Source organism: Streptomyces sp. NBC_00075, from assembly GCF_045041225.1.
Lineage (GTDB): Bacteria > Actinomycetota > Actinomycetes > Streptomycetales > Streptomycetaceae > Streptomyces > Streptomyces adonidis.
The window spans coordinates 7,619,606-7,645,781 of sequence record NZ_CP108243.1 but is presented as its reverse complement, the minus strand read 5'-3'; the positions used below and the strand labels follow the sequence as shown (position 1 = coordinate 7,645,781).

The 26,176-nt window shown below is 69.9% G+C and carries 16 protein-coding genes; 5 read left to right on the top strand and 11 right to left on the bottom strand.

All coding sequences use genetic code 11. The features are described from left to right. Window positions 1–47: 47 nt before the first annotated feature. Window positions 48–2,087: a SpoIIE family protein phosphatase gene (locus OG787_RS33455; RefSeq protein ID WP_405537696.1), complete on the bottom strand. Its 2,040-nt coding sequence runs from the start codon at window positions 2,085–2,087 to the stop codon at window positions 48–50. A 101-nt stretch (window positions 2,088–2,188) separates the two neighbouring features. On the opposite strand from OG787_RS33455, the gene OG787_RS33450 reads away from it, so the two are divergent. Further along, window positions 2,189–6,304, top strand: coding sequence for a HAMP domain-containing protein (locus OG787_RS33450; protein WP_369037771.1), 4,116 nt, complete (start codon window positions 2,189–2,191; stop codon window positions 6,302–6,304). A 12-nt stretch (window positions 6,305–6,316) separates the two neighbouring features. After that, window positions 6,317–6,892: a two-component system response regulator gene (locus OG787_RS33445; RefSeq protein WP_369037770.1), complete on the top strand. Its 576-nt coding sequence runs from the start codon at window positions 6,317–6,319 to the stop codon at window positions 6,890–6,892. Window positions 6,893–6,973: 81 nt separating this feature from the next. Here OG787_RS33445 and OG787_RS33440 read toward each other — a convergent pair whose 3' ends face one another. Together OG787_RS33440 and lepA are read right to left on the bottom strand one after the other, a co-directional pair. Next, entirely contained in the window at window positions 6,974–8,848 is a 1,875-nt protein-coding gene (locus tag OG787_RS33440) for an AMP-dependent synthetase/ligase (protein ID WP_405537695.1), read from the bottom strand. A 249-nt stretch (window positions 8,849–9,097) separates the two neighbouring features. Continuing rightward, window positions 9,098–10,966: a translation elongation factor 4 gene (gene lepA, locus OG787_RS33435; RefSeq protein ID WP_369037768.1), complete on the bottom strand. Its 1,869-nt coding sequence runs from the start codon at window positions 10,964–10,966 to the stop codon at window positions 9,098–9,100. A gap of 231 nt (window positions 10,967–11,197) precedes the next feature. On the opposite strand from lepA, the gene rpsT reads away from it, so the two are divergent. After that, entirely contained in the window at window positions 11,198–11,464 is a 267-nt protein-coding gene (gene rpsT, locus OG787_RS33430; RefSeq protein WP_105975817.1) for a 30S ribosomal protein S20, read from the top strand. A 441-nt stretch (window positions 11,465–11,905) separates the two neighbouring features. Here the strand turns inward: rpsT and holA are convergent, their stop codons facing one another. The 8 genes from holA to leuS form a co-directional block, all read right to left on the bottom strand. Continuing rightward, entirely contained in the window at window positions 11,906–12,895 is a 990-nt protein-coding gene (gene holA / locus OG787_RS33425) for a DNA polymerase III subunit delta (RefSeq protein ID WP_369035946.1), read from the bottom strand. A gap of 59 nt (window positions 12,896–12,954) precedes the next feature. After that, a complete protein-coding gene (locus tag OG787_RS33420) occupies window positions 12,955–13,200 on the bottom strand; it encodes a hypothetical protein (RefSeq protein ID WP_405537694.1) in 246 nt (81 codons plus the stop codon). Window positions 13,201–13,230: 30 nt separating this feature from the next. After that, window positions 13,231–14,058: an arylamine N-acetyltransferase gene (locus tag OG787_RS33415; protein ID WP_405537693.1), complete on the bottom strand. Its 828-nt coding sequence runs from the start codon at window positions 14,056–14,058 to the stop codon at window positions 13,231–13,233. A 4-nt stretch (window positions 14,059–14,062) separates the two neighbouring features. Continuing rightward, window positions 14,063–16,651: a ComEC/Rec2 family competence protein gene (locus tag OG787_RS33410; protein WP_405537692.1), complete on the bottom strand. Its 2,589-nt coding sequence runs from the start codon at window positions 16,649–16,651 to the stop codon at window positions 14,063–14,065. Between the two features lie 53 nt (window positions 16,652–16,704). Continuing rightward, entirely contained in the window at window positions 16,705–17,760 is a 1,056-nt protein-coding gene (locus tag OG787_RS33405; protein WP_369035943.1) for a helix-hairpin-helix domain-containing protein, read from the bottom strand. Between the two features lie 163 nt (window positions 17,761–17,923). Beyond that, the gene (locus tag OG787_RS33400; RefSeq protein ID WP_369035942.1) at window positions 17,924–18,769 is read right to left on the bottom strand and encodes a DegV family protein; all 846 of its coding nucleotides are present in this window, start codon (window positions 18,767–18,769) and stop codon (window positions 17,924–17,926) included. Window positions 18,770–18,874: 105 nt separating this feature from the next. Next, complete coding sequence (locus tag OG787_RS33395) at window positions 18,875–19,636, bottom strand: hypothetical protein (RefSeq protein WP_405537691.1); 762 nt, start codon at window positions 19,634–19,636, stop codon at window positions 18,875–18,877. Window positions 19,637–19,798: 162 nt separating this feature from the next. Beyond that, window positions 19,799–22,681, bottom strand: a complete 2,883-nt coding sequence (gene leuS / locus OG787_RS33390; protein WP_405537690.1) for a leucine--tRNA ligase — start codon at window positions 22,679–22,681, stop codon at window positions 19,799–19,801. A gap of 470 nt (window positions 22,682–23,151) precedes the next feature. On the opposite strand from leuS, the gene OG787_RS33385 reads away from it, so the two are divergent. Beyond that, window positions 23,152–24,465: a cytochrome b/b6 domain-containing protein gene (locus OG787_RS33385; RefSeq protein WP_369035939.1), complete on the top strand. Its 1,314-nt coding sequence runs from the start codon at window positions 23,152–23,154 to the stop codon at window positions 24,463–24,465. Further along, the gene (locus OG787_RS33380; protein ID WP_369035938.1) at window positions 24,462–26,081 is read left to right on the top strand and encodes an NADH-ubiquinone oxidoreductase-F iron-sulfur binding region domain-containing protein; all 1,620 of its coding nucleotides are present in this window, start codon (window positions 24,462–24,464) and stop codon (window positions 26,079–26,081) included. The genes OG787_RS33385 and OG787_RS33380 overlap by 4 nt, the downstream gene beginning before the upstream one ends. The last annotated feature ends 95 nt before the right edge of the window (window positions 26,082–26,176 follow it).

Sequence of the window (26,176 nt, the reverse complement as noted above, 5' to 3'; positions counted from 1 at the left end):
CCGGCGGGGCAACCCGCCCGACGCCCACCCACGACCCACCCGGCCCGCTAGGTCTGTAGCACCAGCAACGCCAGATCGTCCTCGGGCGGCTTCTCCCCGAACTCGTGCACGAGCCGCCGGATACGCTCCGCGATCAGCTGCGCACTCAGCCCGGCGCAGCCCGAGAGGGCGCTCGCCAGCCCGTCGCCGTCGTCGAACTGGCGGGGCCCGCAGCGCCGCTCGGTGACCCCGTCGGTGACGCACAGCAGACTGTCACCGGGCCGCAGCTCGAAGCTCTCGCTCGTGTACGTCTCGTCCTCGACGACCCCGAGCAGCGTCTGCGGTTCGGCGACCGTGAGGACCTCACCGCTCGCCCGGAGCACCAGGGGCAGCGGATGCCCGGCCGAGGCGAGGGTGCAGTGCACGCCTCCGTCGAAGGGTGCGAGTTCGCCGTACAGAAGGGAGAGGAAACGGGTCTGCGGCCCCTCACCGGGCCGTACCGCGGCCGAAACACCGCAACCCGCCGAACCCCCCGAGACGACCGCCGGCACCGCCGGCCTCCCCTCCGCCGCGACCAGTGCCCGAGCCGCCGCGTCCGCCGTCTCCGTCGCGTCGTCGAGCAGCAGCTGGTTGAGCCGGTCGAGCACGTCCGCGACCCGATACCCCTCGCGGGCCAGCAGCCGCAGCCACGGCCGCGCCAGCCCGATCACCACAGCCGCCTCCGGCCCCTTCCCCTGGACGTCACCGACGGCGAAGCACCAGCGGCCGTCGCCGGCCGGGAACAGGTCGTAGAAGTCGCCGCTGGGGCCGCCCTTGTCGCAGGGCTCGTAGACGAGAGCACTGCTCACACCGGGGATCTCGGCGACCGCGCCGGGCAGCAGCCCGCGCTGGAGGATACGGCTGATGGTGGCCTGGCGGGCGTACTGCCGGGCGGCGCCGATGGCGAGCGCGACCCGGCGGCTGAGATCCTCGACCAGGCCGGTGACCTCGTCGGGGAAACGGATCATCCCGGCCCGCCCGATGACCAGCGTGCCGAGCGGCCGGCCACCCGCGACCAGCCGGTAGGCGAGCGCGGCGCCGGTCTCCCCGCGCCCGCCGAGCGCCTCGCCGGGCCAGGGCACGGGGACCGGTCCGGTCCTGGTGGTGTCGGGCGTACGCGGCGGGTCCTTCTCCAGGGCGCGGCGCAGCTCCTCGATACGGTCCTCGCTGCTGTGCCAGACCCGGGCGAGCCGAGGCCCGCCTCCCCCGCCGCTCCCGTCGCCCCAGCTCACGCTGCCGCCGCTGCCGCGCCCCATCGACTCGTCCTCCAGCCACACCGCGCACCAGTCGGCGAGGCGCGGCACGAGGAGCTGTCCGGTGAGCGCGGCGACGAGATCCTCGTCGAGCTGTCCGGCGAGCAGGTCGGAGGCCTCGGCGAGGAAGGAGAGGGCGCCGTGGTTCAGCCACTCCTGGTCGCGGGCGCCGCGCTGCGGCTCGGGGGCGAGGATCTCGGCGACCCGTAACCCGTGCCCGAGGGCGTGCGTGCCCGCGTACGCCTCGATGTCGTCGTCGAGCATGACGCCCTCGGCGGGGAGCCGCGCCCAGACGGTCTTGGTGCCGGTGCGGTAGGTGACGCCCCAGGCCTCGGAGAGTACGGAGACGAGCCGGAGGCCACGCCCGTACTCCGGTATGTCGTACGGGAGTTCCACACCGCCGTCCCGGGGCGCGCGGGAGGGATGGTGGTCGGACACCTCGACGACGAGCGCGACACCCACCCCCTCCTCGGCCTCTTCCCCCGCCTCTTCCCCCTCCTCCGGTGCCTCCAGGCGGCACGCCAGCTCCACATCCGTCCCCGCGTGGACGACGGCGTTGGTGACGAGTTCGCTGACGACCACCATCGCGTCGTCGACGAGCCGCTCGGGCAGCGATTCGGCGCCGGGCAGGCCGAGTCGGGCCCATTCGGCGAGGGCGGCGCGTACGAGGCCACGGGCGGCGCCGGGCGCGAGGGGGCCGCCGCCGAGCGTGGCGTGGGTGACCGTGCGCCGGTCCGCACCCCGGCGCGCGGGCGCGCCGGACGCACGGGACGGCGCGCGGGACACGGTCTCCCGTTGCGTCGGAATGGCCCCCATCTACAGCTCCCGAGCAGTTCGGACGAATGCACCTCGGTGGACGCGGACAGAGTGACAGACTGACCCCGCCCATAAGCGCCGAGTTACCGAAGTGGGCCGCCATGAGTGAGAACAGTGCTACGCAAGTGCTCGAAGACGGACAGATTCCGGCATCCGATCAGATTCGGGCATCCGATCTGCGTCCGCTGCTCGCCGCGATGACGGCCGCCCGTGACGGGAACTTCGCCAAGGTGCCGGAGACCGGCCACGGTCTGGTGGCGGAACTCAGCTCCGCGTTCAACCAGATCATGGACCGCAATCTGCACTTCAACTCCGAGGTTCAGCGCGTACGACGGGACCTGGTCCGGCACGGCCGGCTCGACGAGCGGCTCTCCGCGAGCCCCGGCCAGGGTCACTGGACGTCCCGCGTCAACGACGTGAACGGTCTGCTGGACGCCCTTGTGGCTCCCGCGGCGAACGCGACGCGTGTCCTGGACGCGGTGGCCGGCGGCGATCTGACCCAGCGGGTCGATCTGCACGACGGGAACCGGCAGTTGCGCGGCGATCTGCGCAGGCTCGGCCGGGCCGTGAACAAGATGGTCGACCAGTTGTCGTTGTTCACCGGTGAGGTGACCCGGGTCGCGCGCGAGGTCGGTACGGAGGGGCGGCTCGGCGGACGCGCCAAGGTGCAGGGTCTGTCGGGCAGTTGGCGGGATGTGACCGAGGCGGTCAACACGATGGCGTCCCGGCTGACGGCCCAGGTCCGTGACATCGCCCTGGTGACCACGGCGGTGGCCCGGGGCGATCTGACCCGCACGGTGACGGTCGAGGCGACCGGCGAACTCCTCGAACTGAAGCTGACCGTCAACACGATGGTCGACCAGCTCTCCGCGTTCGCCGACGAGGTGACGCGGGTCGCCCGCGAGGTGGGCACGGAGGGCCAGTTGGGCGGCCGGGCCCAGGTCCGGGGCGTGTCGGGCGTCTGGAAGGACCTGACGGACAACGTCAACTTCATGGCCTCGAACCTGACTTCACAGGTGCGGAACATCGCCCAGGTGACGACAGCTGTCGCGAACGGCGACCTGAGCCAGAAGATCACGGTCGACGCGCAGGGCGAGATCCTGGAACTCAAGTCGACGATCAACACCATGGTCGACCAGCTCTCCGCCTTCGCCGACGAGGTCACCCGCGTGGCCCGCGAGGTCGGCACGGAGGGCAACCTCGGTGGACGCGCCCAGGTGCGAGGCGTGTCGGGCGTCTGGAAAGACCTCACCGACAACGTCAACTTCATGGCGGACAACCTGACTTCACAGGTCCGCAACATCGCGCTCGTCTCCACGGCCGTCGCTCAGGGCGACCTCGGCAAGAAGATCACGGTGGAGGCGAAGGGCGAGATCCTCGAACTCAAGTCGACGATCAACACCATGGTCGACCAGCTCTCCGCCTTCGCCGACGAGGTCACCCGCGTGGCCCGCGAGGTCGGCACCGAAGGAAACCTCGGCGGCCAGGCACAGGTGCGAGGCGTGTCGGGCGTCTGGAAAGACCTCACCGACAACGTCAACTTCATGGCCCTGAACCTGACTTCACAGGTACGGAACATCGCCCAGGTGACGACAGCCGTCGCGAACGGCGACCTGTCGAAGAAGATCACGGTCGACGCCCGAGGCGAGATCCTCGAACTGAAGGACACCGTCAACACGATGGTGGAGCAACTGCGCGCCTTCGCCGACGAGGTGACGCGGGTCGCCCGCGAGGTCGGCACCGACGGCCGACTGGGCGGCCGGGCCCAGGTGTTGGGTGTGTCCGGTGTCTGGCGGGACCTTACCGACAACGTCAACTACATGGCGGACAACCTGACTTCGCAGGTCAGGAACATCGCCCAGGTGGCGACGGCGGTGGCCCAGGGCGACCTCTCGAAGAAGATCGACGTGGACGCACGGGGCGAGATCCTCGAACTGAAGACGACGATCAACACGATGGTGGACACGCTGTCCTCCTTCTCCTCCGAGGTCACCCGCGTGGCCCGTGAGGTGGGCATCGACGGCCAACTCGGCGGCCAGGCAAGGGTCGAGGGCGTGTACGGCACCTGGAAGCGCCTCACGACCAACGTGAACGAACTCGCCCTCAACCTCACCACCCAGGTCCGCGCGATCGCCGAGGTCGCCTCGGCGGTGGCCCAGGGAGACATGTCCCGTTCCATCTCGGTGGAGACGCGCGGCGAGGTCGCCGAGCTGAAGGACAACATCAACCTGATGGTGGCCAACCTCCGCGAGACGACCCGCGCGAAGGACTGGCTGGAGTCGAACCTGGCCCGCCTGGCCGCCCTGATGCAGGGCCACCGGGACCTGATGGAGGTCGCCGACCTGATCCTGCGCGAGCTGACCCCGCTGGTGAACGCCCAGTACGGCGCGTTCTTCCTGGCCGACCCGGACGAGGACAGCGCCAGCCTGAGCGCGCCGGTCCCGGCCAAGGGCCTGGCGTTCATCGCCGGATACGGCTCGGCGCAGGGCGCGACGGTCGACACGGGCGGGATGCCGGTGCACGGCCTCGTCCGCCAGGCGGCACGCGAGAAGAAGCGGATCCTGGTGGAGGAGGCCCCGCCGGACTACATCAAGATCAACAGCGGGCTGGGAGAGGCGGCCCCGGCCAGCGTCGTCATCATCCCCATCCTCTTCGAGGACAAGCTGCTCGGCGTGATCGAACTCGCCTCGTTCTCCCGCTTCTCCGACGTCCACCTGGCGTTCTTCGACCAGTTCGTGAACACGATCGGCGTCGCGATCAACACGATCATCGCCAACTCCCGTACGGAGTCCCTGCTCGGCGAGTCCCAGCGCCTCGCCATGCAGCTCCAGGAACGCTCGGACGAACTCCAGAAGCAGCAGGCGGAGTTGCAGCGCTCGAACGCGGAACTGGAGGAGAAAGCGGCCCTGTTGGCGACATCGTCCCAGTACAAATCAGAATTCCTGGCGAACATGTCGCACGAACTCCGCACCCCCCTCAACTCGCTCCTCATCCTGGCCCGCCTGCTCTCGGACAACCCGGACGGCCATCTCACCGACCAGGAGGTCCAGTTCGCGACGACGATCCACCGCTCGGGCTCGGACCTCCTCCAGCTCATCAACGACATCCTCGACCTGTCGAAGATCGAGGCCGGCCGGATGGACGTACGCCCGAAGAAGCTGCCGCTGATCAAGCTCCTGGACTACGTCCACGCGACCTTCCGCCCGCTCACCCTGGACCGGGGGCTCGCGTTCGAGGTGGCGGTCGGTGAGGACGTACCGCGCGAGATGTACTCGGACGAGCAGCGCCTCCAGCAGATCCTGCGCAACCTCCTCTCCAACGCGATCAAGTTCACGGCGACCGGCCGGGTGGAACTCCGGGTCAGCCGGATCACCGACCCCGATCACCTCTACACCCGCGAGAACAGCGACGACGTGATCTCCTTCGCCGTCTCCGACACGGGCATCGGCATCGCCCCCGAGAAACTCCCGGTGATCTTCGAGGCGTTCCAGCAGGCCGACGGCACGACCAACCGCAAGTACGGCGGCACGGGCCTCGGTCTGTCCATCAGCCGGGAGATCGCGGGCCTGCTGGGCGGCAGGATCATCGCCGAGAGCGTGCCGACCAAGGGCTCGACCTTCACCCTGTACGTGCCTGTCGTCAGCCCGGGCCACACTCCGACCGGCACCACCCCGAAGGACCACCAACTGGCGCTGCCCGAGCAGCTGTCCACCGAGCCCTACACGGCCCACGACACGGACGACTCCTGGCCCGCGCCGACCAAGCTGGAGGCGTGGAAGAACGGCCGGGCGGGCCAAGTCCTGCCCGGACGCCGGGTGTTGATCGTCGACGACGACATCCGCAACGTCTTCGCGCTCACCCATGTGCTGGGGCGGATCGGGATGCCGGTGCTGTACGCGGAGAACGGCCGCGAAGGCATCGAGACGCTGGAGCGCAACCCGGACGTCGAACTCGTCCTGATGGACATCATGATGCCGGAGATGGACGGCTACGAGACGATCTCCGCCGTCCGCCGCACGCCACGCTGGGCGGACCTGCCCATCGTCGCCCTCACCGCCAAGGCGATGCCCGGCGACCGCGAGAAGTCGATCGCCCGCGGCGCCAACGACTACGTACCCAAGCCCGTCGATGTCGACCAGCTGCTGACCGTGGTCTGCGCGCTCCTGGACCCCGAGCGCCCGAACGGGGAAGCGCTGGACAAGACGGCGACCGAGTGAGGCACGGTCACGATGAGCCCTGAGAAGACGACGGACGACCGTGCCGGCATCCTCCTGGTCGACGACATGGAGGACAACCTGATCGCCCTGGAGGCGGTCCTGGCCTCCCTCAACGAGCCGCTGGTGCGCGCCCGTTCGGGCGAGGAGGCGATGAAGGCCCTCCTCCGCCGCCGCTTCGCGGTGGTCCTCCTGGACATCCGCATGCCAGGCATGGACGGCTTCGAAACAGCCGCCAACATCAAACGCCTGGACCAGACGAAAGACGTCCCGATCATCTTCCTGACCGGCACGGACTCCGACGCGGGCTACGCCTTCCGCGGCTACGCCACAGGAGCAGCCGACTACTTGACGAAGCCGTTCGACCCCTGGGTACTACGGGCAAAGGTCACGGTCTTCCTGGACCTCCACAGAAAAAACCAGCAACTGGAACGCATGCTCAGCAGGGAGCAGGCGGGCGACGCCGAGATCGGCACGCAACTGGCGGACCTGGAGGCCCAGTTGTCCAGCGAGAACCCACCGACCACCGAGGAGTTGCTGAGCCGGATCCAAGACCTACGCCAACTGATGAACAGGGGGCGCGGATTCTGACCCAGGGGCGCGGGGAACTGCGCGACAAGCCACAACGAACCCGCACCCGCCGTCAGTCCCCGCCACCCCACCCCTTCCGCGCTACGCCTCGCGAGAGCCCGCATACATCTCATCAATCAAATACTTGTACTCCCGCTCAACAACCGGCCGCTTCAACTTCAGACTCGGCGTGATCTCCCCATGCTCAACATCAAGATCCCGAGGCAGCAACCGGAACTTCTTGATGGTCTGCCACCGCTGAAGCCCCGCATTCAGCTCCGTGACGTACCCCTCGATCAGCGCCACCGTCCCCGCCGAACCCACAACCTCGGCGTACGACTTCCCGTCAAGCCCGTTGTCCTTCGCCCAGCCCAGAATGGACGGCTCGTCGAGCGCGATCAGGGCGGTGCAGAAGTTCCGGTCGGCCCCGTGGACGAGGATGTTGGAGACGTACGGGCAGACCGCCTTGAACTGCCCCTCGACCTCCGCAGGCGCGATGTACTTCCCGCCCGACGTTTTGATCAGGTCCTTCTTCCGGTCGGTGATCCGCAGATACCCGTCCGGAGACAGCTCCCCGATGTCACCGGTGTGGAACCACCCGTCGGACTCCAGCACCTCGGCGGTCTTCTCGGGCAGCCCGTGGTAGCCCTCCATGATGCCGGGACCGCGCAGCAGGATCTCCCCGTCGTCCGCGATCCGCACCTCCGTACCGGGCAGCGGCTTGCCGACCGTCCCGGTCCGGTACGCCTCGCCGGGGTTGACGAAGGAGGCCGCGGAGGACTCGGTGAGGCCGTACCCCTCCAGGATGTGGATGCCGGCGCCGGAGAAGAAGAAGCCGATGTCGGGGGCGAGGGCGGCCGACCCGGAGACACAGGCGCGCAGGTTGCCACCAAAAGCCTCGCGGATCTTCGCGAAGACCAGCGCGTCGGCGACCTTGTGCTTCGCGGCGAGACCGAAGGGTACGGAGGAGGCGCCGGTGCGCCGGAAGTTGTCCTGGCTGACCTTGGCGTACTCACGGGCGACCCCGGAGGCCCACTGGAAGATCTTGAACTTGGCGCCGCCGCCGGCCCGCGCCTTGGCCGCGACCCCGTTGTAGACCTTCTCGAAAATGCGCGGCACAGCGGCCATGTACGTCGGCTGCACGACCGGCAGATTCTCGATGATCTTGTCGACGCGGCCGTCGACGGCGGTGACGTGTCCGACCTCGATCTGGCCGGAGGTCAGCACCTTGCCGAACACGTGCGCGAGCGGCAGCCACAGGTACTGCACGTCCTCGGCGCTGATCAGCCCGGTCGCGGCGATCGCCTTCGCCATGTACGACCAGTTGTCGTGCGGCAGCCGGACCCCCTTGGGGCGGCCGGTGGTGCCGGAGGTGTAGATGAGGGTGGCGAGCTGGTCCTTCGCGATGGCCCCGACCCGCTCCTTGATCAGGTCCGGGTTCTTCTCCAGATACGCGGCACCGCGCTGTTCCAGCTCGGCGAGGGTGAGCACCCCGTCGCCGGTCTCGACACCGGCCGGGTCGATGACCACGACATGGGTGAGTTCGGGCAGCTCGGCGCGCTTCTCCTGCGCCTTGGCGAGCTGGGTCGCGTCCTCGGCGATCAGCACCTTGCTGGCGGAGTCGGCGAGGATGAAGGCCGACTCGTCGGTGTTGGTCTGCGGATACACCGTGGTCGTGGCGGCGCCGGCGCACATGATGCCGAGGTCGCCGAGGATCCACTCGACGCGGGTGGCGGAGGCGAGCGCGACGCGCTGCTCCGGCTGTACGCCCAGTTCGATGAGCCCGGCGGCGATGGCGTACACGCGTTCGGCGGACTGCGCCCAGGTCAGCGACTTCCAGTCGTCGGGGCCCTCACCGGAGGCCGGGGGCACCGGGTAACGGTAGGCCTCGGCTTCCGGCGTGGCGGCCACGCGATCCAGGAAAAGACCCGCCACGGACGGCGGACGGTTCTCGATCAAGGTCTGTGTGTCGCTCACGACATCCTCCGGGGCCCGCGGCAGTGCGGCGGCTGGCTCATTTGCGGTCTTGTTTAACTCGCGAGTAACTACCGAGCAGAGATCAGAGTAAAGCGCGACCGGCCAGCGCGTAAGGGGCGACGGCCTGTCACTTTCTCCAGCGAGCGGCTGTCCGCTTCCTACAGGACCGATGGCACGTACACGAAGGGGGCCCGCCGCGTTCGTACGCGACGAGCCCCCATTCTCCCGATTCCCACGGGTCGGCGTTGGCTACTTCTTGCCCTTGCCCGACCCCGCGTTGTCGTCGCTCGACAAGACGGCGATGAAAGCTTCCTGGGGAACCTCCACAGAGCCCACCATCTTCATCCGCTTCTTGCCCTCCTTCTGCTTCTCCAGCAGCTTCCGCTTACGCGAGATGTCACCGCCGTAGCACTTGGCGAGAACGTCCTTGCGGATGGCGCGGATGGTCTCGCGGGCGATGACCCGCGACCCGATGGCCGCCTGGATGGGCACCTCGAAGGCCTGCCGCGGAATCAGCTCGCGCAGCTTGGCGACGAGCCGCACCCCGTACGCGTACGCCGCGTCCTTGTGCGTGACCGCCGAGAAGGCGTCGACCTTGTCACCGTGGAGCAGGATGTCGACCTTGACGAGGCTGGAGGCCTGCTCCCCGGTGGGCTCGTAGTCGAGGGAGGCATACCCCCGGGTCTTCGACTTCAACTGGTCGAAGAAGTCGAAAACGATCTCCGCGAGCGGCAGGGTGTACCGGATCTCGACCCGGTCCTCGGACAGATAGTCCATGCCGAGCAGGGTGCCGCGCCGGGTCTGGCACAACTCCATGATCGACCCGATGAACTCGGACGGCGCGAGGATCGTGGCGCGCACGACCGGCTCGTACACGTCGTCGATCTTCCCCTCGGGGAACTCGCTCGGGTTGGTGACCGTGTGCTCGGTACGGTCCTCCATCACCACGCGGTAGACCACGTTGGGCGCGGTGGCGATGAGATCGAGCCCGAACTCACGCTCAAGCCGCTCACGAATGACGTCGAGGTGAAGAAGCCCCAGGAACCCGACCCGGAACCCGAAGCCCAGCGCCGCCGACGTCTCCGGCTCGTAGACGAGGGCGGCGTCGTTGAGCTGGAGCTTGTCGAGGGCGTCGCGCAGCTCGGGGTAGTCGGACCCGTCCAGCGGATACAGGCCCGAGAAGACCATGGGCTTGGGGTCCTTGTACCCCCCGAGCGCCTCGGTCGCCCCCTTGTTGAGGGTGGTGATGGTGTCACCGACCTTGGACTGCCGCACGTCCTTCACGCCGGTGATGATGTAGCCCACCTCGCCGACGCCCAGCCCGTCGGCCGGCGTCATCTCGGGGGACGAGACACCGATCTCCAGCAGCTCGTGGGTCGCGTTGGTGGACATCATCCGGATGCGCTCACGCTTGTTGAGCTGCCCGTCGATGACACGTACGTACGTCACGACACCGCGGTACGAGTCGTACACCGAGTCGAAGATCATGGCGCGCGCGGGAGCGTCCTGGACACCGATCGGGGCGGGCACCTCGGCGACGACCTTGTCGAGCAGCGCCTCGACACCCAGCCCGGTCTTGGCGGAGACCTTGAGAACGTCCGACGGGTCGCAGCCAATGAGATTGGCAAGCTCCTCGGAGAACTTCTCGGGCTGGGCGGCCGGCAGGTCGATCTTGTTGAGCACCGGAATGATCTTCAGATCGTTCTCCATCGCCAGATACAGATTGGCGAGGGTCTGGGCCTCGATGCCCTGAGCGGCGTCGACGAGAAGAACGGTCCCCTCACAGGCCGCGAGGGACCGGGAGACCTCGTAGGTGAAGTCGACGTGCCCCGGGGTGTCGATCATGTTGAGGATGTGCGTGTTGCCCGGGTCGTCCGAGGGCGCCCAGGGCAGCCGTACGGCCTGGGACTTGATCGTGATGCCACGCTCGCGCTCGATGTCCATCCGGTCGAGGTACTGAGCACGCATCTGCCGCTGGTCGACGACACCGGTCAGCTGGAGCATCCGGTCGGCGAGCGTGGACTTGCCGTGGTCGATGTGCGCGATGATGCAGAAATTGCGGATCTGAGCCGGGGCGGTACGGCTCGGCGCGGGGACGTGGCTAGGGATCGCGGGCACGCAGGGTCCTGATTCTTGAGGCGTCCGCAGTGTCTGCGGTCTCGGGTCGGATCGATACGTAGGCTCCATGGTCCCACGGGCGGGGAGCGGGGACCGGTTTGGGCCACTCGGAGGCCCACTGGTAGTCTGGGTGGCTGTGTCTCATGCCCTCTCAGCGCGAGGCACATCTTCTGGAAAATCATCGGTACGGGACCCGAGCGGCCCCGTGCCTGAATCTGTAGAGGCTCATTCGTGGCGAACATCAAGTCCCAGATCAAGCGGATCAAGACCAACGAGAAGGCCCGGCTGCGCAACAAGGCCGTCAAGTCCTCCCTGAAGACCGCGATCCGCAAGGCCCGCGAGGCCGCTGCCGCGGGTGACGTCGAGAAGGCCACCGAGACTCAGCGCGCTGCCGCGCGTGCGCTCGACAAGGCCGTCTCGAAGGGCGTCATCCACAAGAACCAGGCCGCCAACAAGAAGTCGGCGCTTGCTTCCAAGGTCGCCACCCTCAAGGGCTGAACCTCCAGTTCTTTGATCTGATCCAAACCGCCGGAGGGACCAGAGCGGGCCCTCTCATCCGCTCCCACCCGGCACCCCGGCCTCCACGCACGACCTGCGTTCGCCACGCGGGCGTGGAAGCCACCAGCAACACCAGCAGAACGCTCCACCCGAAGGCCCCGACAGACGTCGGGGCCTTCGGCACACCCAAAGCTCGTGCGGGTCATTTCAGCCCGTCCGGCGTTTGAGGACGAGCGCGTCCAGCGTGGCTTCCCACCCACCGCACCCCCACCCAGCCCGTCCGGCGTTTGAGGACGAGGCCGTCCAGCGCGGCTTCCCACCCACCGCACCCCCACCCAGCCCGTCCGGCGTTTGAGGACGAGGCCGTCCAGGCCGAAAGGGGGGTCTGGGGGCGCAGCCCCCAGGGATGGGACGGGTAGGGGCGGCGGGGGCGAAAATCCCCTACCTGCCACCCCGAGCCCGAGCAGCCCGAGCAATCACCACAACCGCCTTCTCCAACGCGTACTCAGGGTCATCCCCGCCACCCTTCACCCCCGCATCGGCCGCCGCCACCGCCCGCAAAGCCACAGCAACCCCATCCGGAGTCCACCCCCGCATCTGCTGCCGCACCCGATCGATCTTCCACGGCGGCATCCCCAACTCCCGAGCAAGATCCGCCGGCCGCCCACCCCGAGCGGACGACAGCTTCCCGATCGCCCTCACCCCCTGCGCCAACGCACTGGTGATCATCACCGGCGCCACCCCCGTGGACAACGACCACCGCAACGCCTCCAGCGCCTCCGCCGCCCGCCCCTCGACCGCCCGGTCGGCGACCTCGAAGCTCGACGCCTCCGCCCGCCCCGTGTAGTACCGCCCGACCACCGCCCCGTCGATCGTCCCCTCGACATCCGCGACAAGCTGACTCACCGCGGACGCCAGCTCCCGCAGATCACTCCCGATCGAGTCGACAAGCGCCTGACACGCCTCGGGCGTGGCCGATCTCCCGGTCGCCCGGAACTCCGACCGCACGAACGCCAGCCGATCCGCCGGCTTCGTCATCTTGGGGCACGCCACCTCCCGCGCCCCCGCCTTACGGGCCGCGTCGAGCAGCGCCTTGCCCTTGACTCCCCCGGCATGCAGCAGCACGAGGGTGATCTCCTCCGCGGGCGCCCCGAAGTACGCCTTCACGTCCTTGACCGTGTCGGCCGAAAGATCCTGCGCGTTGCGTACGACCACGACCTTGCGCTCGGCGAACAGCGACGGACTGGTCAGCTCGGCCAACGTGCCCGGCTGCAACTGGTCCGAGGTCAGGTCTCGTACGTCCGTGTCGGCGTCGGCGGCCCGAGCGGCGGCCACCACCTCCTGCACGGCACGGTCGAGCAGGAGGTCCTCCTGGCCCACGGCAAGCGTGACGGGGGCGAGAGGGTCGTCATGTGCGGTCTTCTTGGCCATCCCCGAAAGCATCCCACGAGCCACTGACAACGCGGCCCGCCCTCAGCCACGACTACCGGCTACGGCTCCTCACGCCACCCCTCCCACTCCCCCACGAACTCGTCCAGCTCCGCCGGATCCAGCCGCCCCGCCTCGTCCCACAGGACCACGAGCCACTGAGCGTCCTCGGCATCGTCCTCACCGGCCAGCGCATCCCGTACGAGCTGCGGCTCCTCGGCAAGCCCGAACCGATCACGCAGCGCCTCGACCACGTCCTCGGCGGCATCACGGTCGGGCAGCACCAGCACATGTCTCACATCGCTCACGGAGCCATTTTCCGCTACCCCGCCCCCGCCTCAGCCACCCCCACCAGCCCCTCGAACCCTCGGCACAGCAGACAACTCGACCCCGAACCGCTCCCGGTACACGGCAAGCACCTCACTGTCGGCCCCCAACTCCCGCACCTCCTTCTCCCCACCCGGAGCCGTCACCGTGAAACTACGGCCACTGAGCGTGATCCTGCCGCCGTCCGCCGTGACCCGCGAACAGACCAGCGACCGCGTGAAATGGGACTCCGGCGAGGTGCTGTGCCACCAGGCCCCGGCCACGAAATCCCGGAGCACCCGGGGCCGCAGCTCCACCCGGTACTGCCGCCTACCGTCCCGAACCACGTCCAGATCCCCGGGGTCCCCCTCCCCCTCCGCCCCCGCCCCCGCCTCCGCCCCGACAATCCGGAACACACCCCCCGGATCCTCCTGCTCTCCCCGCTCCCCCATCGCCAGCGGATAGTGACTGTGCGCCCCGAACCCCACATCAACCAGCCAGTCACCGCCATCCACAGTCCGCACCCGCAGCACAAGATGGTCGTACGGAATCCCCAACCGCCCCTCGTCCCCGTACACCCGTGCCGCGAGCAGCGTGACGTCGAAGCCCAGCTCCGTGAGCAACGCCCCGAAGACACCGTTGAGTTCGTAGCAGAACCCGCCCCGGTGAGCGCCCACCACCTTCTCCAGCAGCCGGTCCTCCTCCAGCACGATCGCCTCGCCGAGATGGATCGACAGGTTCTCGAAGGGCACCGCCATGAGGTGCCGCAGCTGCAACTCGCGGAGCACGTCGAGGGTGGGCCGTGCCGGGCGCTCGGCGCCGAGCCGACGGAGGTAGGCATCAGCCTGTGCGGAGTTCATGGCCTCAGTCTCTCGCCACCCCCAGCTCCCGGCCCGCTCCGACGACCGCCAGCGCCCCGTCCTCGTCCGTACGCAGCACCACGGCTCCCCCTTCCCTGAGCGCCGCCACCGTGCTGGGCGCGGGATGCCCGTACGTGTTGTCCGCACCGCAGGAGATGAGCGCCAACCTCGGGGCCGCCGCCCGTATGAGGTCCGGGTCCTGATAGGCCGACCCGTGGTGGGCGACCTTCAGGACGTCCACTCCCCGCAGCCCCGCCGCGGCCGGGGTTCTCAGCAGCGCCCGCTGGGCCGGGGGTTCCAGGTCCCCGAGGAGCAGCAGGCGCAGCCCCGCCGACCGTACGAGCAGCGTGACACTGGCGTCGTTGGCGCCCTCCGGCTCGGGTGACGGCGCCGGTGCCGGCCACAGCACCTCCCAGTCGAGGGTGCCCGTCCGCCGCCGCTCACCGGCGACGGCACGCGTCACCGGGATACGCCGCTCGGCCGCCTCCCTGTGCACGAACTCGGCCTGGTCCTCGGGCTCTTCGAGCCCTGTCGTCTGGATCGCGCCCACCGAACGCCCGCGCAGGACGCCGGGCAGCCCGGCGACATGGTCCGCGTGAAAGTGCGTGAGGATCACCAGGGGCACCTTGGTGATGCCGAGTTCGCGCAGGCAGTGGTCGACCAGTGCCGGGTCGGGTCCGGCGTCCACGACCACACCGGTGCCTTCCCCCGCCGCGAGCACGGTCGCGTCACCTTGCCCCACGTCGCACATCGCGAACCGCCACCCCGGCGGCGGCCACCCCGTGATCGCCCTGGTCAACGGCGCCGGCCGCGCCACCACCAGGAGCAACAGCACCCCGCAGGCCGCGCACCACCAGGGATGCTTCAGCAGCCGCGCGCCGACGAACACGACGAGCACCATGCACAGCCCCAGCAGCAGCGCGCCCGTCCAGCTGCCCGGCCAGTCCACTCCGGCGCCGGGCAGTGCCGCTCCCGTACGGGCGATGTCCGCGATCCACCCGGCGGGCCAACTCGCTCCCCAGGCAAACGCCTTGGCCACCGGCATCGCCACCGGCGCCGTGGCCAGCGCCGCGAAGCCCAGCACCGTGGCCGGGGCGACGGCGAACTCCGCGAGCAGATTGCAGGGCACCGCCACCAGGCTCACCCGCGCCGACAGCACAGCCACGACCGGCGCGCACACGGCCTGCGCCGCACCGGCGGCGGCCAGCGCCTCCGCCAACCGCGGCGGCACCCCGCGCCTGCGCAACGCCGGGCTCCAGCGGGGCGCCAGGGTGAGCAGGGCGCCGGTGGCGAGGACGGAGAGCAGGAAGCCGTAACTCCGGGCCAGCCAGGGGTCGTACAGCACCAGCAGCAGTACCGCTGTCGCCAGCGCCGGGATCAGTGACCGTCGGCGCCCGGTCGCGAGGGCGAGCAGCGCGACGGAACCGCAGGCCGCCGCCCGCAGCACACTCGGGTCGGGCCTGCACACGACGACGAATCCCAGGGTGAGGGCACCGCCGAGCAGTGCGGTCGCCCGGAGGGACATACCCAGGCGGGGTGCGAGGCCCCGCCGCTCGACCTGCTGGGCAAGGGCGGGCGGGCCGATCAGCAGAGCGAGGAGGATCGTGAAGTTGGCTCCACTGACCGCCATCAAATGCGTGAGGTCGGTCTCCTTGAACGCCTCGTCCAGCTCGGGTGTGACACGTGAGGTGTCCCCGACGACCAGCCCGGGCAGCAACGCCCGCGCATCCGCCGGCAGCCCATCGGTGGCGTCCCGCAACCCCGCGCGCAGCCGCCCCGCGAACCGCTGCGCCGCCGACGGTTCCCCCACCACCTCCGGCGCCGCCCGGTCCCGTACCCGCAACACGGCCGCGACCCGGTCACCTCCCGTCAAGCTGGGCACGAGCCGTCCGGTCACCCGCAGCCGCGTCGACGGCAGCAGCCCCAGCCAGGGCGACCGCTCCGAACCGCCCGTCGCCGCCGTCCGCCGGAACGGCCCCGCCTTCTTCGACTTCGCACCCACGTCGACGATCACAAGCACAGGCGTCCGCGTCGCCACCGCGCCCCCGCCCGCTTCCTCCACGCGCCGGACATCGGCGTCGAGCAGTACGGCACTCGGTGTGGCATGAGCGCCCTGGATCCGGGGCCGGGTGAGACGTGGATCGGAGGTGACCTCCAACTCGGCGGTCACGCTGGCGTACTGCCGCGCCAGCCCCGGCACCGGCCCCCGTCGCAGATCGGCCCCGTGCAGCCCGGCGGAGACGGCGGCCGCGGCGACACAGAGCAGTACGGCTGCCACGGAAACCCGGGACCAGTTGCCCCACCGGGGCTGCCCCGGCGCCGAGAGACCGGATCTCCCCGAGGTCCGACGAGCCAGCAGAAGCACTCCGGCCACGACCGAACAGACGACCGCGACACCGGTCACCCAGCCCGCCGAGACACCCAACGTCAGTGCAGCCGTCCCCCAGGCGGCCAGCGCGGGCGGCACCAACCGCAGATCCGTCGGCCCTTCCTGCCGGGGATTGGCGGCCCCCAGCCGTTTCCCCGAGGCAGCGTGCACGGACCGGCGGACGCGGGACTCCCGACCGTCGGGCGTGCGGGGCTCGCCGTCCATCTCATCGTCCACCGCCCGCCCAGACGGACCGTCATGGACATCAGGAACCCGGCTCATGGCTGCACGAGATTTCGCAGGTCGGCGAAGCGCCGCTCGCCGATGCCGTTCACCTCACGCAGTTCGTCCACGGACCGGTATCCGCCGTGCTGGGTGCGGTAGTCGATGATGTGCTGGGCCAGCACAGGGCCGACCCCCGGCAAGGTGTCGAGCTGATCGACGGTGGCCGTGTTCAACGAAACAGGCGCCGCCGGTCCAGCCCCCGCCCCGCCCACTGCCACCCCACCCGAGCCGACCCCACCGCCCATGACCACCCCCGGTACAGGCACGGCTCCGCCGACCACCACCTGTTCGCCGTCCACAAGGAACCGCGCCCGGTTGAGCCCCTCCGTCTTCGTACCGGGACGCACCCCACCGGCCGCCCGCAAAGCGTCGGCGACCCTGGACCCGGCCGGCAGCCGATGGACCCCCGGCTCGCGCACCTTGCCGCTGACGTCCACCACGATCTGGGCCCCGGCAACTCCACCCACGACACCCCGGGGACGGGCCGCCGCATCCGCCCGCGCCGCCCCGAACGGAGCCGCCGCCCGAACCACCTCCGGCGCCCGAACGGGCTGGGCACGCCCCGTCCAGAAGTGCTGTCCGGCAAGCACCGCGGCGGCGACCAGCACCACCGTGAGCGCCACGACGCTCCGCCGCTCCAGACCGCACCGCGCCTGCAACCACACAGGCATCCGCTCCCGCACCGCAAGCCCGGCCCGCTCCTGCCAATCCCCGACAGCCCGACCACCCACGACACCGGCATCTGCACCGCCGACATCAACTCCGGCACCGGCACCCGAAGCAACACCCGCACGGACGTCACGCCCGCCAATGTCCACGCCCCCGCCGGAGCCCTCACCCGGCGGCCCGTTCCCCAACTCCCGCCGTTCCAGCACCCGTTCCCCGAAAAGCACCTCCGCCCGCCGACGGATCTCGTCGGCCGACGCCTGATGCTGTCGGGCCCGGCCACGGGGACGACGATGACCGTGCCGTACGCGGCCGTCGGACATCGGCCCGCGACCCGGGCCGCTGGTCGGAGAGGTTGCGCGTGAACGTGATCGAAGTGCCATGCGCCGAGGATGGAGCAACCCACCCCACCCGCGATGATCTTGCTCAATTCCGGTGGATTACCGCCCGGTTGTGGATAACTCCGTCACCCACACGAGTGCCGCACCGGCCCGGAGCTACACGATCCCCAACCCGCGAAGCCCCTCCGAAGCCCCGCAGGACCCCTCACCGAGGCGAAACAACCGCCCCCAGCAACCCAGGCCCCGTATGCGCCCCGATCACCGCCCCCACCTCGCTCACATGCAGCTCGGCCAGCCCCGGCACCCGTACCCGCAACCGGTCCGCGAGGGCCGCTGCCCGGTCCGGGGCGGCCAGATGGTGAACGGCGATGTCGACCTGTGCGCCGCCCGCCCGGTCGGCGACGATCTCCTCCAGCCGGGCGATGGCCTTGGACGCCGTGCGCACCTTCTCCATCAGCTCGATGCGTCCGCCGTCCAGCTGTAGCAGCGGCTTCACCGCGAGGGCGGACCCGAGGAGGGCCTGCGCGGCCCCTATCCGGCCGCCGCGGCGCAGATAGTCGAGGGTGTCGACGTAGAAGAACGCGGACGTGCCCGCGGCCCGTTTCTCCGCGGCCGTGACGGCCTCGTCCACCGTGCCACCCGCCTCCGCCACCTCGGCCGCGGCCAGTGCGCAGAAACCGAGGGCCATCGCGACCATGCCGGTGTCCACCACCCGTACGGGCACCGGCGCCTCCCGGGCCGCCAGCACCGCGGCGTCGTATGTACCCGAGAACTCGGCGGAGAGGTGCAGCGAGACGATGCCGGTGGCGCCGGACTCGGCGACCTTGCGGTAGGTCTCCGCGAAGAGCTGGGGGCTGGGGCGTGAGGTGGTGACGGACCGGCGCTTCTGGAGCGCCTGGGCCAGGGACCGGGCCGAGATCTCGGTGCCCTCTTCGAAGGCCTGGTCGCCGAGAACCACGGTCAGCGGCACCGCGATGATGCCGTGGCGCTCCATCGTCCGCGGCGGCAGGTAGGCCGTTGAATCGGTGACGATCGCGACATGGCGGGACATGAGCTGGAGGTTACCTGCCGTAGCCCATGGACGGCAGCCCGCCCCTTTCACCTGCGACGGGGCCGGAGGCGAGACAGGAGGCAGGACCGGAGCCCGCCCGGCGGATCAAGTCGTGCTCTCGGGGCGGGGTTTCTTCTGCCAGGGGTAGACGGGCTGCTGGACCGGCGGGGTGATCGCGGGCCGGGTCTGCTCGGCTGCCCGGCGTGCGTCCGGGCTGTCCGGCCAGGTCTGCTGAGCCGTGGCGCCGTCGGCGGCCGGAGCCTCGGGCCACGGCGGCGACGCGGGCGCGGGAGTCGCAGGAGGAGTCGGCGTGGGTTCCGCGGCCGTCGTCCAGTGCCGCAGGGCGCCCGCCTCGACGTCTATCTGTGTCCTCAGGGAGTCCAGGTCGTCGTTCGCGAACCGGGTCGCCCGGTCCCGGGCCGCCCAGCGCAGCGAGTCGGCGGCCTGGGTGATCTGGTCGGTGCGCTCGCGCAGGTCGGGCAGTCGCCCGGCGAGCGTGGCCCGGTCGGGCTCGGACTCCAGGCGCTTGAGTTCGGCGTCCAGCTCATGGCCGTGCGCGCTGAGCCGCTCGAAGAGGCCGAGGGACTCCTTGAGGGACTCGTCCTCGGCCACTCCCGCGTGCAGCGCGTCCTGCGTGGACCGCATCGACGTACGCAGCTTGAGCCTGAGCTGGGCCAGTTCGCCGGCCGGGCCGAGCTGGGCGTAGGACTTGGCGCGCAGCGTCGTGTCCTCGACCGTGCGGCGGGCCTGCGTGATCGTCCGGTCCACGCCTCTCTTGGCCGCGCCGATCACCTTCACCGTGGCGTACACCCCCAGCACGACGAACAGCAGGAAGAGCAGGGCGACAACTGCGACAGCGGCTTCCACGACGCTCCTCCTCCTACCGGTCGCGGCTTCGCCAGCCGCTCTTCAACGGTAAACGCAAAGGGCAGGCCCGGAGTTCCAAAAGAACCCCGAACCTGCCCGTAGGGGACTACCCCGAGCTGCCCGAAGGACCGCCCGTACCTGCCCCAGCGGCTACCGCGGCGCCTACGCCGTGACGATGTTGACCAGCTTCGGCGCCCGCACGATCACCTTGCGGATGCCCGCGCCGGCCAGCGCCTCCACGACCTTGTCGTCACCCAGCGCGACCTTCTCCAGCTCGTCGTCGGAGATCGACGGCGAGACCTCCAGACGCGCCTTGACCTTGCCCTTGATCTGCACGACACAGGTCACGCTCTCGTCCACGACGTACGCCGGGTCAGCGACCGGGAAGTCCTGGTGGACGACCGACTCGGTGTGCCCCAGCCTGCGCCACAGCTCCTCGGCGATGTGCGGGGCCAGCGGCGCGACCAGCAGCACCAGGGCCTCGGCCACCGGGCGCGCGACCGGACCGCCCGCCTTGGTCAGGTGGTTGTTCAGCTCGGTGACCTTGGCGATGGCGGTGTTGAAGCGCAGGCCCTCCAGGTCCTGGCGGACGCCGTCGATCGCCTTGTGCAGGGCACGCAGTGCCGCCTCGTCGGCCTCGGTGTCGACGACGGTGACCTCGCCGCTGTCCTCGTCGACGACGTTGCGCCACAGCCGTTGCAGCAGCCGGTACTGGCCCACCACCGCGCGCGTGTCCCACGGCCGCGACACGTCCAGGGGGCCCATCGCCATCTCGTACAGGCGCAGCGTGTCCGCCCCGTACTCGGCGCAGATCTCGTCCGGAGTGACCGCGTTCTTCAGGGACTTGCCCATCTTGCCCAGCAGCCGGGAGACCTTCTCACCCTCGTAGAAGTAAGCGCCGTCGCGCTCCTCCACCTCGGCGGCCGGTACGGCGATGCCCCGGCTGTCGCGGTACACGAAGGCCTGGATCATGCCCTGGTTGAACAGCTTGTGGAACGGCTCGGCCGAGGAGACGTGTCCCAGGTCGAACAGCACCTTGGACCAGAAGCGGGCGTACAGCAGGTGCAGCACGGCGTGCTCGGCGCCGCCGACGTACAGGTCGACGCCGCCGTGGGGCTGGCCCTCGCGGGGGCCCATCCAGTACTGCTCGATGGCCGGGTCGACCAGCTTCTGGTCGTTGTGCGGGTCCAGGTAGCGCAGCTCGTACCAGCAGGAACCGGCCCAGTTGGGCATGGTGTTGGTCTCGCGGCGGTACTTCTGCGGGCCCCGACCGTCGCCCAGGTCCAGCGTGACGTTGACCCAGTCCGCGTTGCGCGACAGCGGCGTCTCGGGCTCGGTGTTCGCGTCGTCCGGGTCGAAGGTGCGAGGCGAGTAGTCCTCGACCTCGGGCAGCTCCAGGGGCAGCATCGACTCGGGCAGCGAGTGGGCGACGCCGTCCTCGTCGTAGACGATGGGGAAGGGCTCGCCCCAGTAGCGCTGGCGGCTGAACAGCCAGTCGCGCAGCCGGAAGTTGACGGTGCCGCGGCCGATGCCCTTGCGCTCCAGCCACTCGGTGATGCGCGCCTTGGCGTCGGCGACGGCCAGGCCGTCCAGCGAGATGTCGCCATTGGACGAGTTGATGATCTTCGCGTCGTACGCGCCGAAGGCACCGTCCCACGTGGAGGTGTCGGTGCCGCGTCCGTCGGTCGGTTCGACGATGCAGTGGATCGGCAGCTCGAAGGCACGGGCGAACTCGAAGTCGCGCTGGTCGCCGCAGGGGACGGCCATGATCGCGCCGGTGCCGTAGCCCATCAGGACGTAGTCGGCGATGAAGACGGGGATCCGGTCGCCGTTGACCGGGTTGGTCGCGTACGAGCCGATGAAGACGCCGGTCTTGTCCTTGGCCTCGGCCTGCCGCTCGACGTCGGACTTCGAGGCGGCCTGCGCGCGGTACGCGGCGACGGCCTCGGCGGGCGTGGCGTGACCGCCCGTCCAGACGTCGTGGGTGCCCTCGGGCCAGGCGGCCGGGGTGAACTTCTCGACCAGCGGGTGCTCGGGCGCCAGAACCATGTAGCTCGCGCCGAACAGGGTGTCCGGGCGGGTGGTGAAGACCGTGATGTTCTCGCCGTCGATCGGGAAGTCGACGCGGGCGCCCTCGGAGCGGCCGATCCAGTTGCGCTGTTGCAGCTTGATGGCCTCGGGCCAGTCCAGCGCGTCCAGGTCGTTCAGCAGCCGGTCGGCGTAGGCGGTGATGCGCATGTTCCACTGGCGCAGCTTGGCCTTGAAGACGGGGAAGTTGCCGCGCTCGGACCGGCCGTCGGCGGTGACCTCCTCGTTCGCCAGTACGGTGCCCAGTCCCGGACACCAGTTGACGGGCGCCTCGGAGGCGTACGCCAGGCGGTACTCGCCCAGGACGTCGGCGCGCTCGGTGGCGGTCAGCTGGTTCCACGCGCGCGCGTGGTCACCCGGTACGGCGCGCTCGCCGGTCTCGAACTGGGCGACCAGGTCGGCGATCGGGCGGGCCTTGTCCGACTCCTCGTCGTACCAGGAGTTGAAGATCCGCAGGAAGATCCACTGGGTCCACTTGTAGTAGTCCGGGTCGATCGTGGCGAACGACCGGCGCTTGTCGTGGCCCAGGCCCAGCCGGCGCAGCTGGACCTTCATGTTCTCGATGTTGGCCTCGGTGGAGACACGCGGGTGCGTGCCGGTCTGCACGGCGTACTGCTCGGCGGGCAGGCCGAAGGCGTCGAAGCCCAGGGTGTGCAGGACGTTGTGGCCGGTCATGCGCTGGAAGCGGGCGAACACGTCGGTCGCGATGTAGCCCAGCGGATGGCCGACGTGCAGACCCGCACCCGAGGGGTACGGGAACATGTCCATGATGAACTTCTTGGGCTTGGCGGCCAGCTCGGGGTCGCCCGCCAGGTCGCCGCTCGGATTGGGGGCGGCGTACGTGCCCTCGGCGTCCCAGAAGTCCTGCCAGCGTGCCTCGATGTCGGCCGCCATGGCGGCCGTGTAGCGGTGCGGCGCTGCGACCTCGGCGGTGGCAGCGGGGTTCGTCTCGCTCATGGTCCTCAAAGCTCCATCGATCGTCTCTGCCAGCGGCTTGGAAATGAAAAATCCCCTCGCACAGGAGGGGACGCCGCGCCGATGCCGACCACGATTCGTCAGTGGTCGGGACTGATCAGCGCGGCTCGCTAAGCAGAAGGCGTACGGCACGCATGGCGTCAGGGTACCGCAGCGGTCGAGCGCGCCGCGACGGAGTTCCCGGGGGCACATGGCACCGGGTGCCATGCCCCGGGCGACCCTCACACGACCCCCACACAACTCCCCCGTGCCCCAACGGGCACGTGAATCGCCACACAGCAAAAGCTGAACCAGGTTCAATAATTACTTCGCGTAACAACCCCTATGGGACATCACAACGGCCTCACAGCCCTTTGGTAACAGCGCAATAACTCAAACCTCGTACTCCTCGGTATGTCTCGACTTAGAGTTCGACGCGGGACCGCCTTCCCGAACCGCTCGGAGTTGCCCCCATGAACCCTCGTAGTAACAGTTCGCTTCCCAGGACGGGCCGTTCGGCCTACGGGATGGCGACGGCTGCCGTGCTGCTGCTCATACCCGTGATCGTGGTGGTCGGAGGTGACCAGCTCCAGGACTTCCTGAACTTCGGCGCCGGCGTGCTGTCACTGGTCGCCCTCACCTCCGCGGTGATCTGGGGCCTGGTCGCCACCGACCGGGTGTTCCTGAACACCCGTCAGCGGTTGATCGCGCAGGCCGTGCACCGGACGACCGCCGTTGCCTCGGTCGCCTTCCTGCTGCTGCACATCTCGGTCAAAGTGGCGCTCGACCACGCCCCGTTGGTCGCCGCGCTGATCCCGTTCAGCCTCGGCGTCACCGGCACCGGGAGCCTCATCGGCTTCGGGTCCCTGGCCGGCCTGCTCATGATCTTCACGGCCGTCACCGGCGCGCTGCGCAGCCAGTTCGCCTCCCCGGCCCCGGTCGCGGCGCGCTGGCGCGCGATGCACATGCTGGCCTACCCGGCCTGGTGCTTCGCACTGGTCCACGGCCTGTACGCGGGACGCGAGGCGAAGCCGATCTTCACGATCCTGTACGGCCTGTCCCTGGTCGCGGTCATGGGAGCCCTGGCCCTGCGCTCGGCGCCCCGCCCGTTCAAGCGCAAGGTGGCCGCCCAGATCATGGCGATCCTGGGGTCCCAGGAGCGGCCGGGCCGCGAGGACCTGGACGCGAGCCGGGCCCGCATCGGCGAGTCCGCCCTGCCGGGCTACGAGAACCAGGGCGGCGGCAGGCCCGCGCGCGGGGACGCGGGAGTGCCCCCGCAGCGCAACCCCTCCACCGGATCGATGCCGCTCTACGACGCCCCGGCCAGCCGCACCATGACGCCCGAGCCGGCCAACGACGGCTTCGCGGCGGCCTACCGCGCCGTGACACCCCCGCGCGGGCAGGACGCGTACATGGACCAGACCGCCCGCATGGAGATGCCGGGCGACATGCAGGCCACCGAGGCGATCCCGCGCATGGACGGCAGTACGTCGGGCAGCTGGCCGATCCCGTCCCCGCCGCCCGTCGGCGAGGCCCCCGTGTCGGCGTACGACCCGATGAACGACACCGGATACAACATCCCGGCCTATGGCAATCCGGGCGCCGCCCCGTACGGCACGAGTGATGTGTACAACACCGGTGAGTCGAATGCCGCCTATGGCACGTACAACGCGAACGACACGTACAACAGCGGTCCCGCCACTGATGCAAACCCCGGTGCTTCCTACGACTTCGACGCACCGGGTTCGGGCGAACCTTGGAACGCGCCTTCCGGAGGCTTTAAGTGAACGAGGCTCTGCCCGACGTACCCGAAGTCCGTGTGGTCGGACTTCCCCAGCTCACGTCGGGTTTCGACCTTGTCGAGAGACTTGATCTCCCCATGCACCTCAAGGTGCATGGGCCGCTCGAACCGATGGGCGGCGAGCAGCTCGCGCAGCTCGCCGAGCGCATTTCCCTGAAGGGCCGCGGCGGCGCGGGCTTCCCCTTCCACAAGAAGCTGCGGTCGGTCGCCGAGTCGGCGATCCGCCGTGGTGTACGGCCGGTCGTCGTCGTCAACGCGAGCGAGGACGAGCCCGCCTGCCGCAAGGACACGGTGCTGGTCAACCGTGCCCCGCACCTCATCCTGGACGGCGCCCTGCTCTGCGCGGAGGCCATGGGCGCCCGCACCCTGGTCATCGGGGTGACACGTGAATCCACGCAGCGCTCCATGGAGGCGGCGCTCGCCGAGCGCGGCCTCAACAACGGCCGCCGATCGGCCCTCCGCGCGCGCGTGCAGCGCAATCCGATCCGCATGGTCACCGGCGCCGCCGCCTCGCTGATCCGGTCCATCGACGGCGGCCCGGCGATCCCGCCCGGCCGCAAGATCAGCGCCTCGCAGAGCGGCGTCGGCGGCGCACCCACCCTGCTGTCCAACGCCGAGACGTACGCCCAGCTCGCGATCGCCGCCCGCATCGGCGCCGAGCGCTACTGCAACACCGGCCTGTACGACGAGCCGGGCACCGTCATGCTCACGGTCTCCGGCGCGGTCGCCCGCCCCATGGTGATCGAGGTCCCGACCGGCGTACCGCTGCGGTACGTCCTCCAGCTGGCCGGCGCCCCGCCGGTCCCGCAGGGTGTGCTGACCGGCGGCTACCACGGCAAGTGGATCGACGCGGCGACGGTCAACGAGGCGATCGTCTCGCGCAACTCCCTGGACGCCGTGGGCGGTGCGCTCGGTGCCGGCGCGATCCTGCCGATCAGCCAGGACACCTGCCCGCTGGGCGAGTCGCTGCGCGTGGCCCAGTGGCTGGCCGAGGAGAGCGCCGGCCAGTGCGGCCCCTGCTACCTCGGTCTGCCCGCCGCGGCGCGCGGCATGGAGGACATCCTCAACGGCGGCGGCCCGGCCGCCCTGGAGGCCGTCAAACAGGTCGCCAAGTCCGTGAAGCGGCGCGGTGCCTGCTCGCACCCGGACGGCTCGGCGATGTTCCTGGAATCGACCATCAAGGCGTTCACGGACGACCTCGCGGCCCATGTCCTCGGAAACGGCTGCGGAAGGCCCGTAGAAGGCGTTCTGCCGCTCTTCGAGGGCGGCCAGGGACCCACGGGCCTCCCGGGCGGCCAGGCGGAGGAGGAGAACGGCCCCAGCCGTCAGAAGATCTTCGTCGACTGGACGCTGTGCCGGGGCCACGGCCTCTGCGCCGACATCCTCCCGGAGGTCTTCGAACTGGGCGCCGACGGCTTCCCCACCGTCGCGCAGGCGAAGGTGCCCCGGTACGCGGAGGCGAAGGCGCTGCGCGCGGTGCGCCGCTGCCCGGCGCTGGCGCTGCGCATCGAGGAGGACACCAGGACCTCGGCCCCCGACCGACTGCCGGTCCTGTCCCAGCGCGGTGGCCGGGGCCGCCGCGCCCTCGGCAGCGGTCGCTGACACCAAGGGGCGGGGGAGCAGCAACTGTGTTGCTGCTCCCCCGCCCTGTGTACTGCTACAACGCCGAAGGCGGGCCATCCTGATCGGATGACCCG

Excerpts from the sequence above, each read along its gene's own strand:
- OG787_RS33455 (WP_405537696.1), bottom strand. The coding sequence starts at position 2,087 with ATGGGGGCCATTCCGACGCAACGGGAGACCGTGTCCCGCGCGCCGTCC.
- OG787_RS33450 (WP_369037771.1), top strand. The coding sequence starts at position 2,189 with ATGAGTGAGAACAGTGCTACGCAAGTGCTCGAAGACGGACAGATTCCG.
- OG787_RS33445 (WP_369037770.1), top strand. The coding sequence starts at position 6,317 with ATGAGCCCTGAGAAGACGACGGACGACCGTGCCGGCATCCTCCTGGTC.
- holA (WP_369035946.1), bottom strand. The coding sequence starts at position 12,895 with ATGGCCAAGAAGACCGCACATGACGACCCTCTCGCCCCCGTCACGCTT.
- OG787_RS33415 (WP_405537693.1), bottom strand. The coding sequence starts at position 14,058 with ATGAACTCCGCACAGGCTGATGCCTACCTCCGTCGGCTCGGCGCCGAG.
- OG787_RS33410 (WP_405537692.1), bottom strand. The coding sequence starts at position 16,651 with ATGGACGGCGAGCCCCGCACGCCCGACGGTCGGGAGTCCCGCGTCCGC.
- OG787_RS33405 (WP_369035943.1), bottom strand. The coding sequence starts at position 17,760 with ATGGCACTTCGATCACGTTCACGCGCAACCTCTCCGACCAGCGGCCCG.
- OG787_RS33400 (WP_369035942.1), bottom strand. The coding sequence starts at position 18,769 with ATGTCCCGCCATGTCGCGATCGTCACCGATTCAACGGCCTACCTGCCG.
- leuS (WP_405537690.1), bottom strand. The coding sequence starts at position 22,681 with ATGAGCGAGACGAACCCCGCTGCCACCGCCGAGGTCGCAGCGCCGCAC.
- OG787_RS33385 (WP_369035939.1), top strand. The coding sequence starts at position 23,152 with ATGAACCCTCGTAGTAACAGTTCGCTTCCCAGGACGGGCCGTTCGGCC.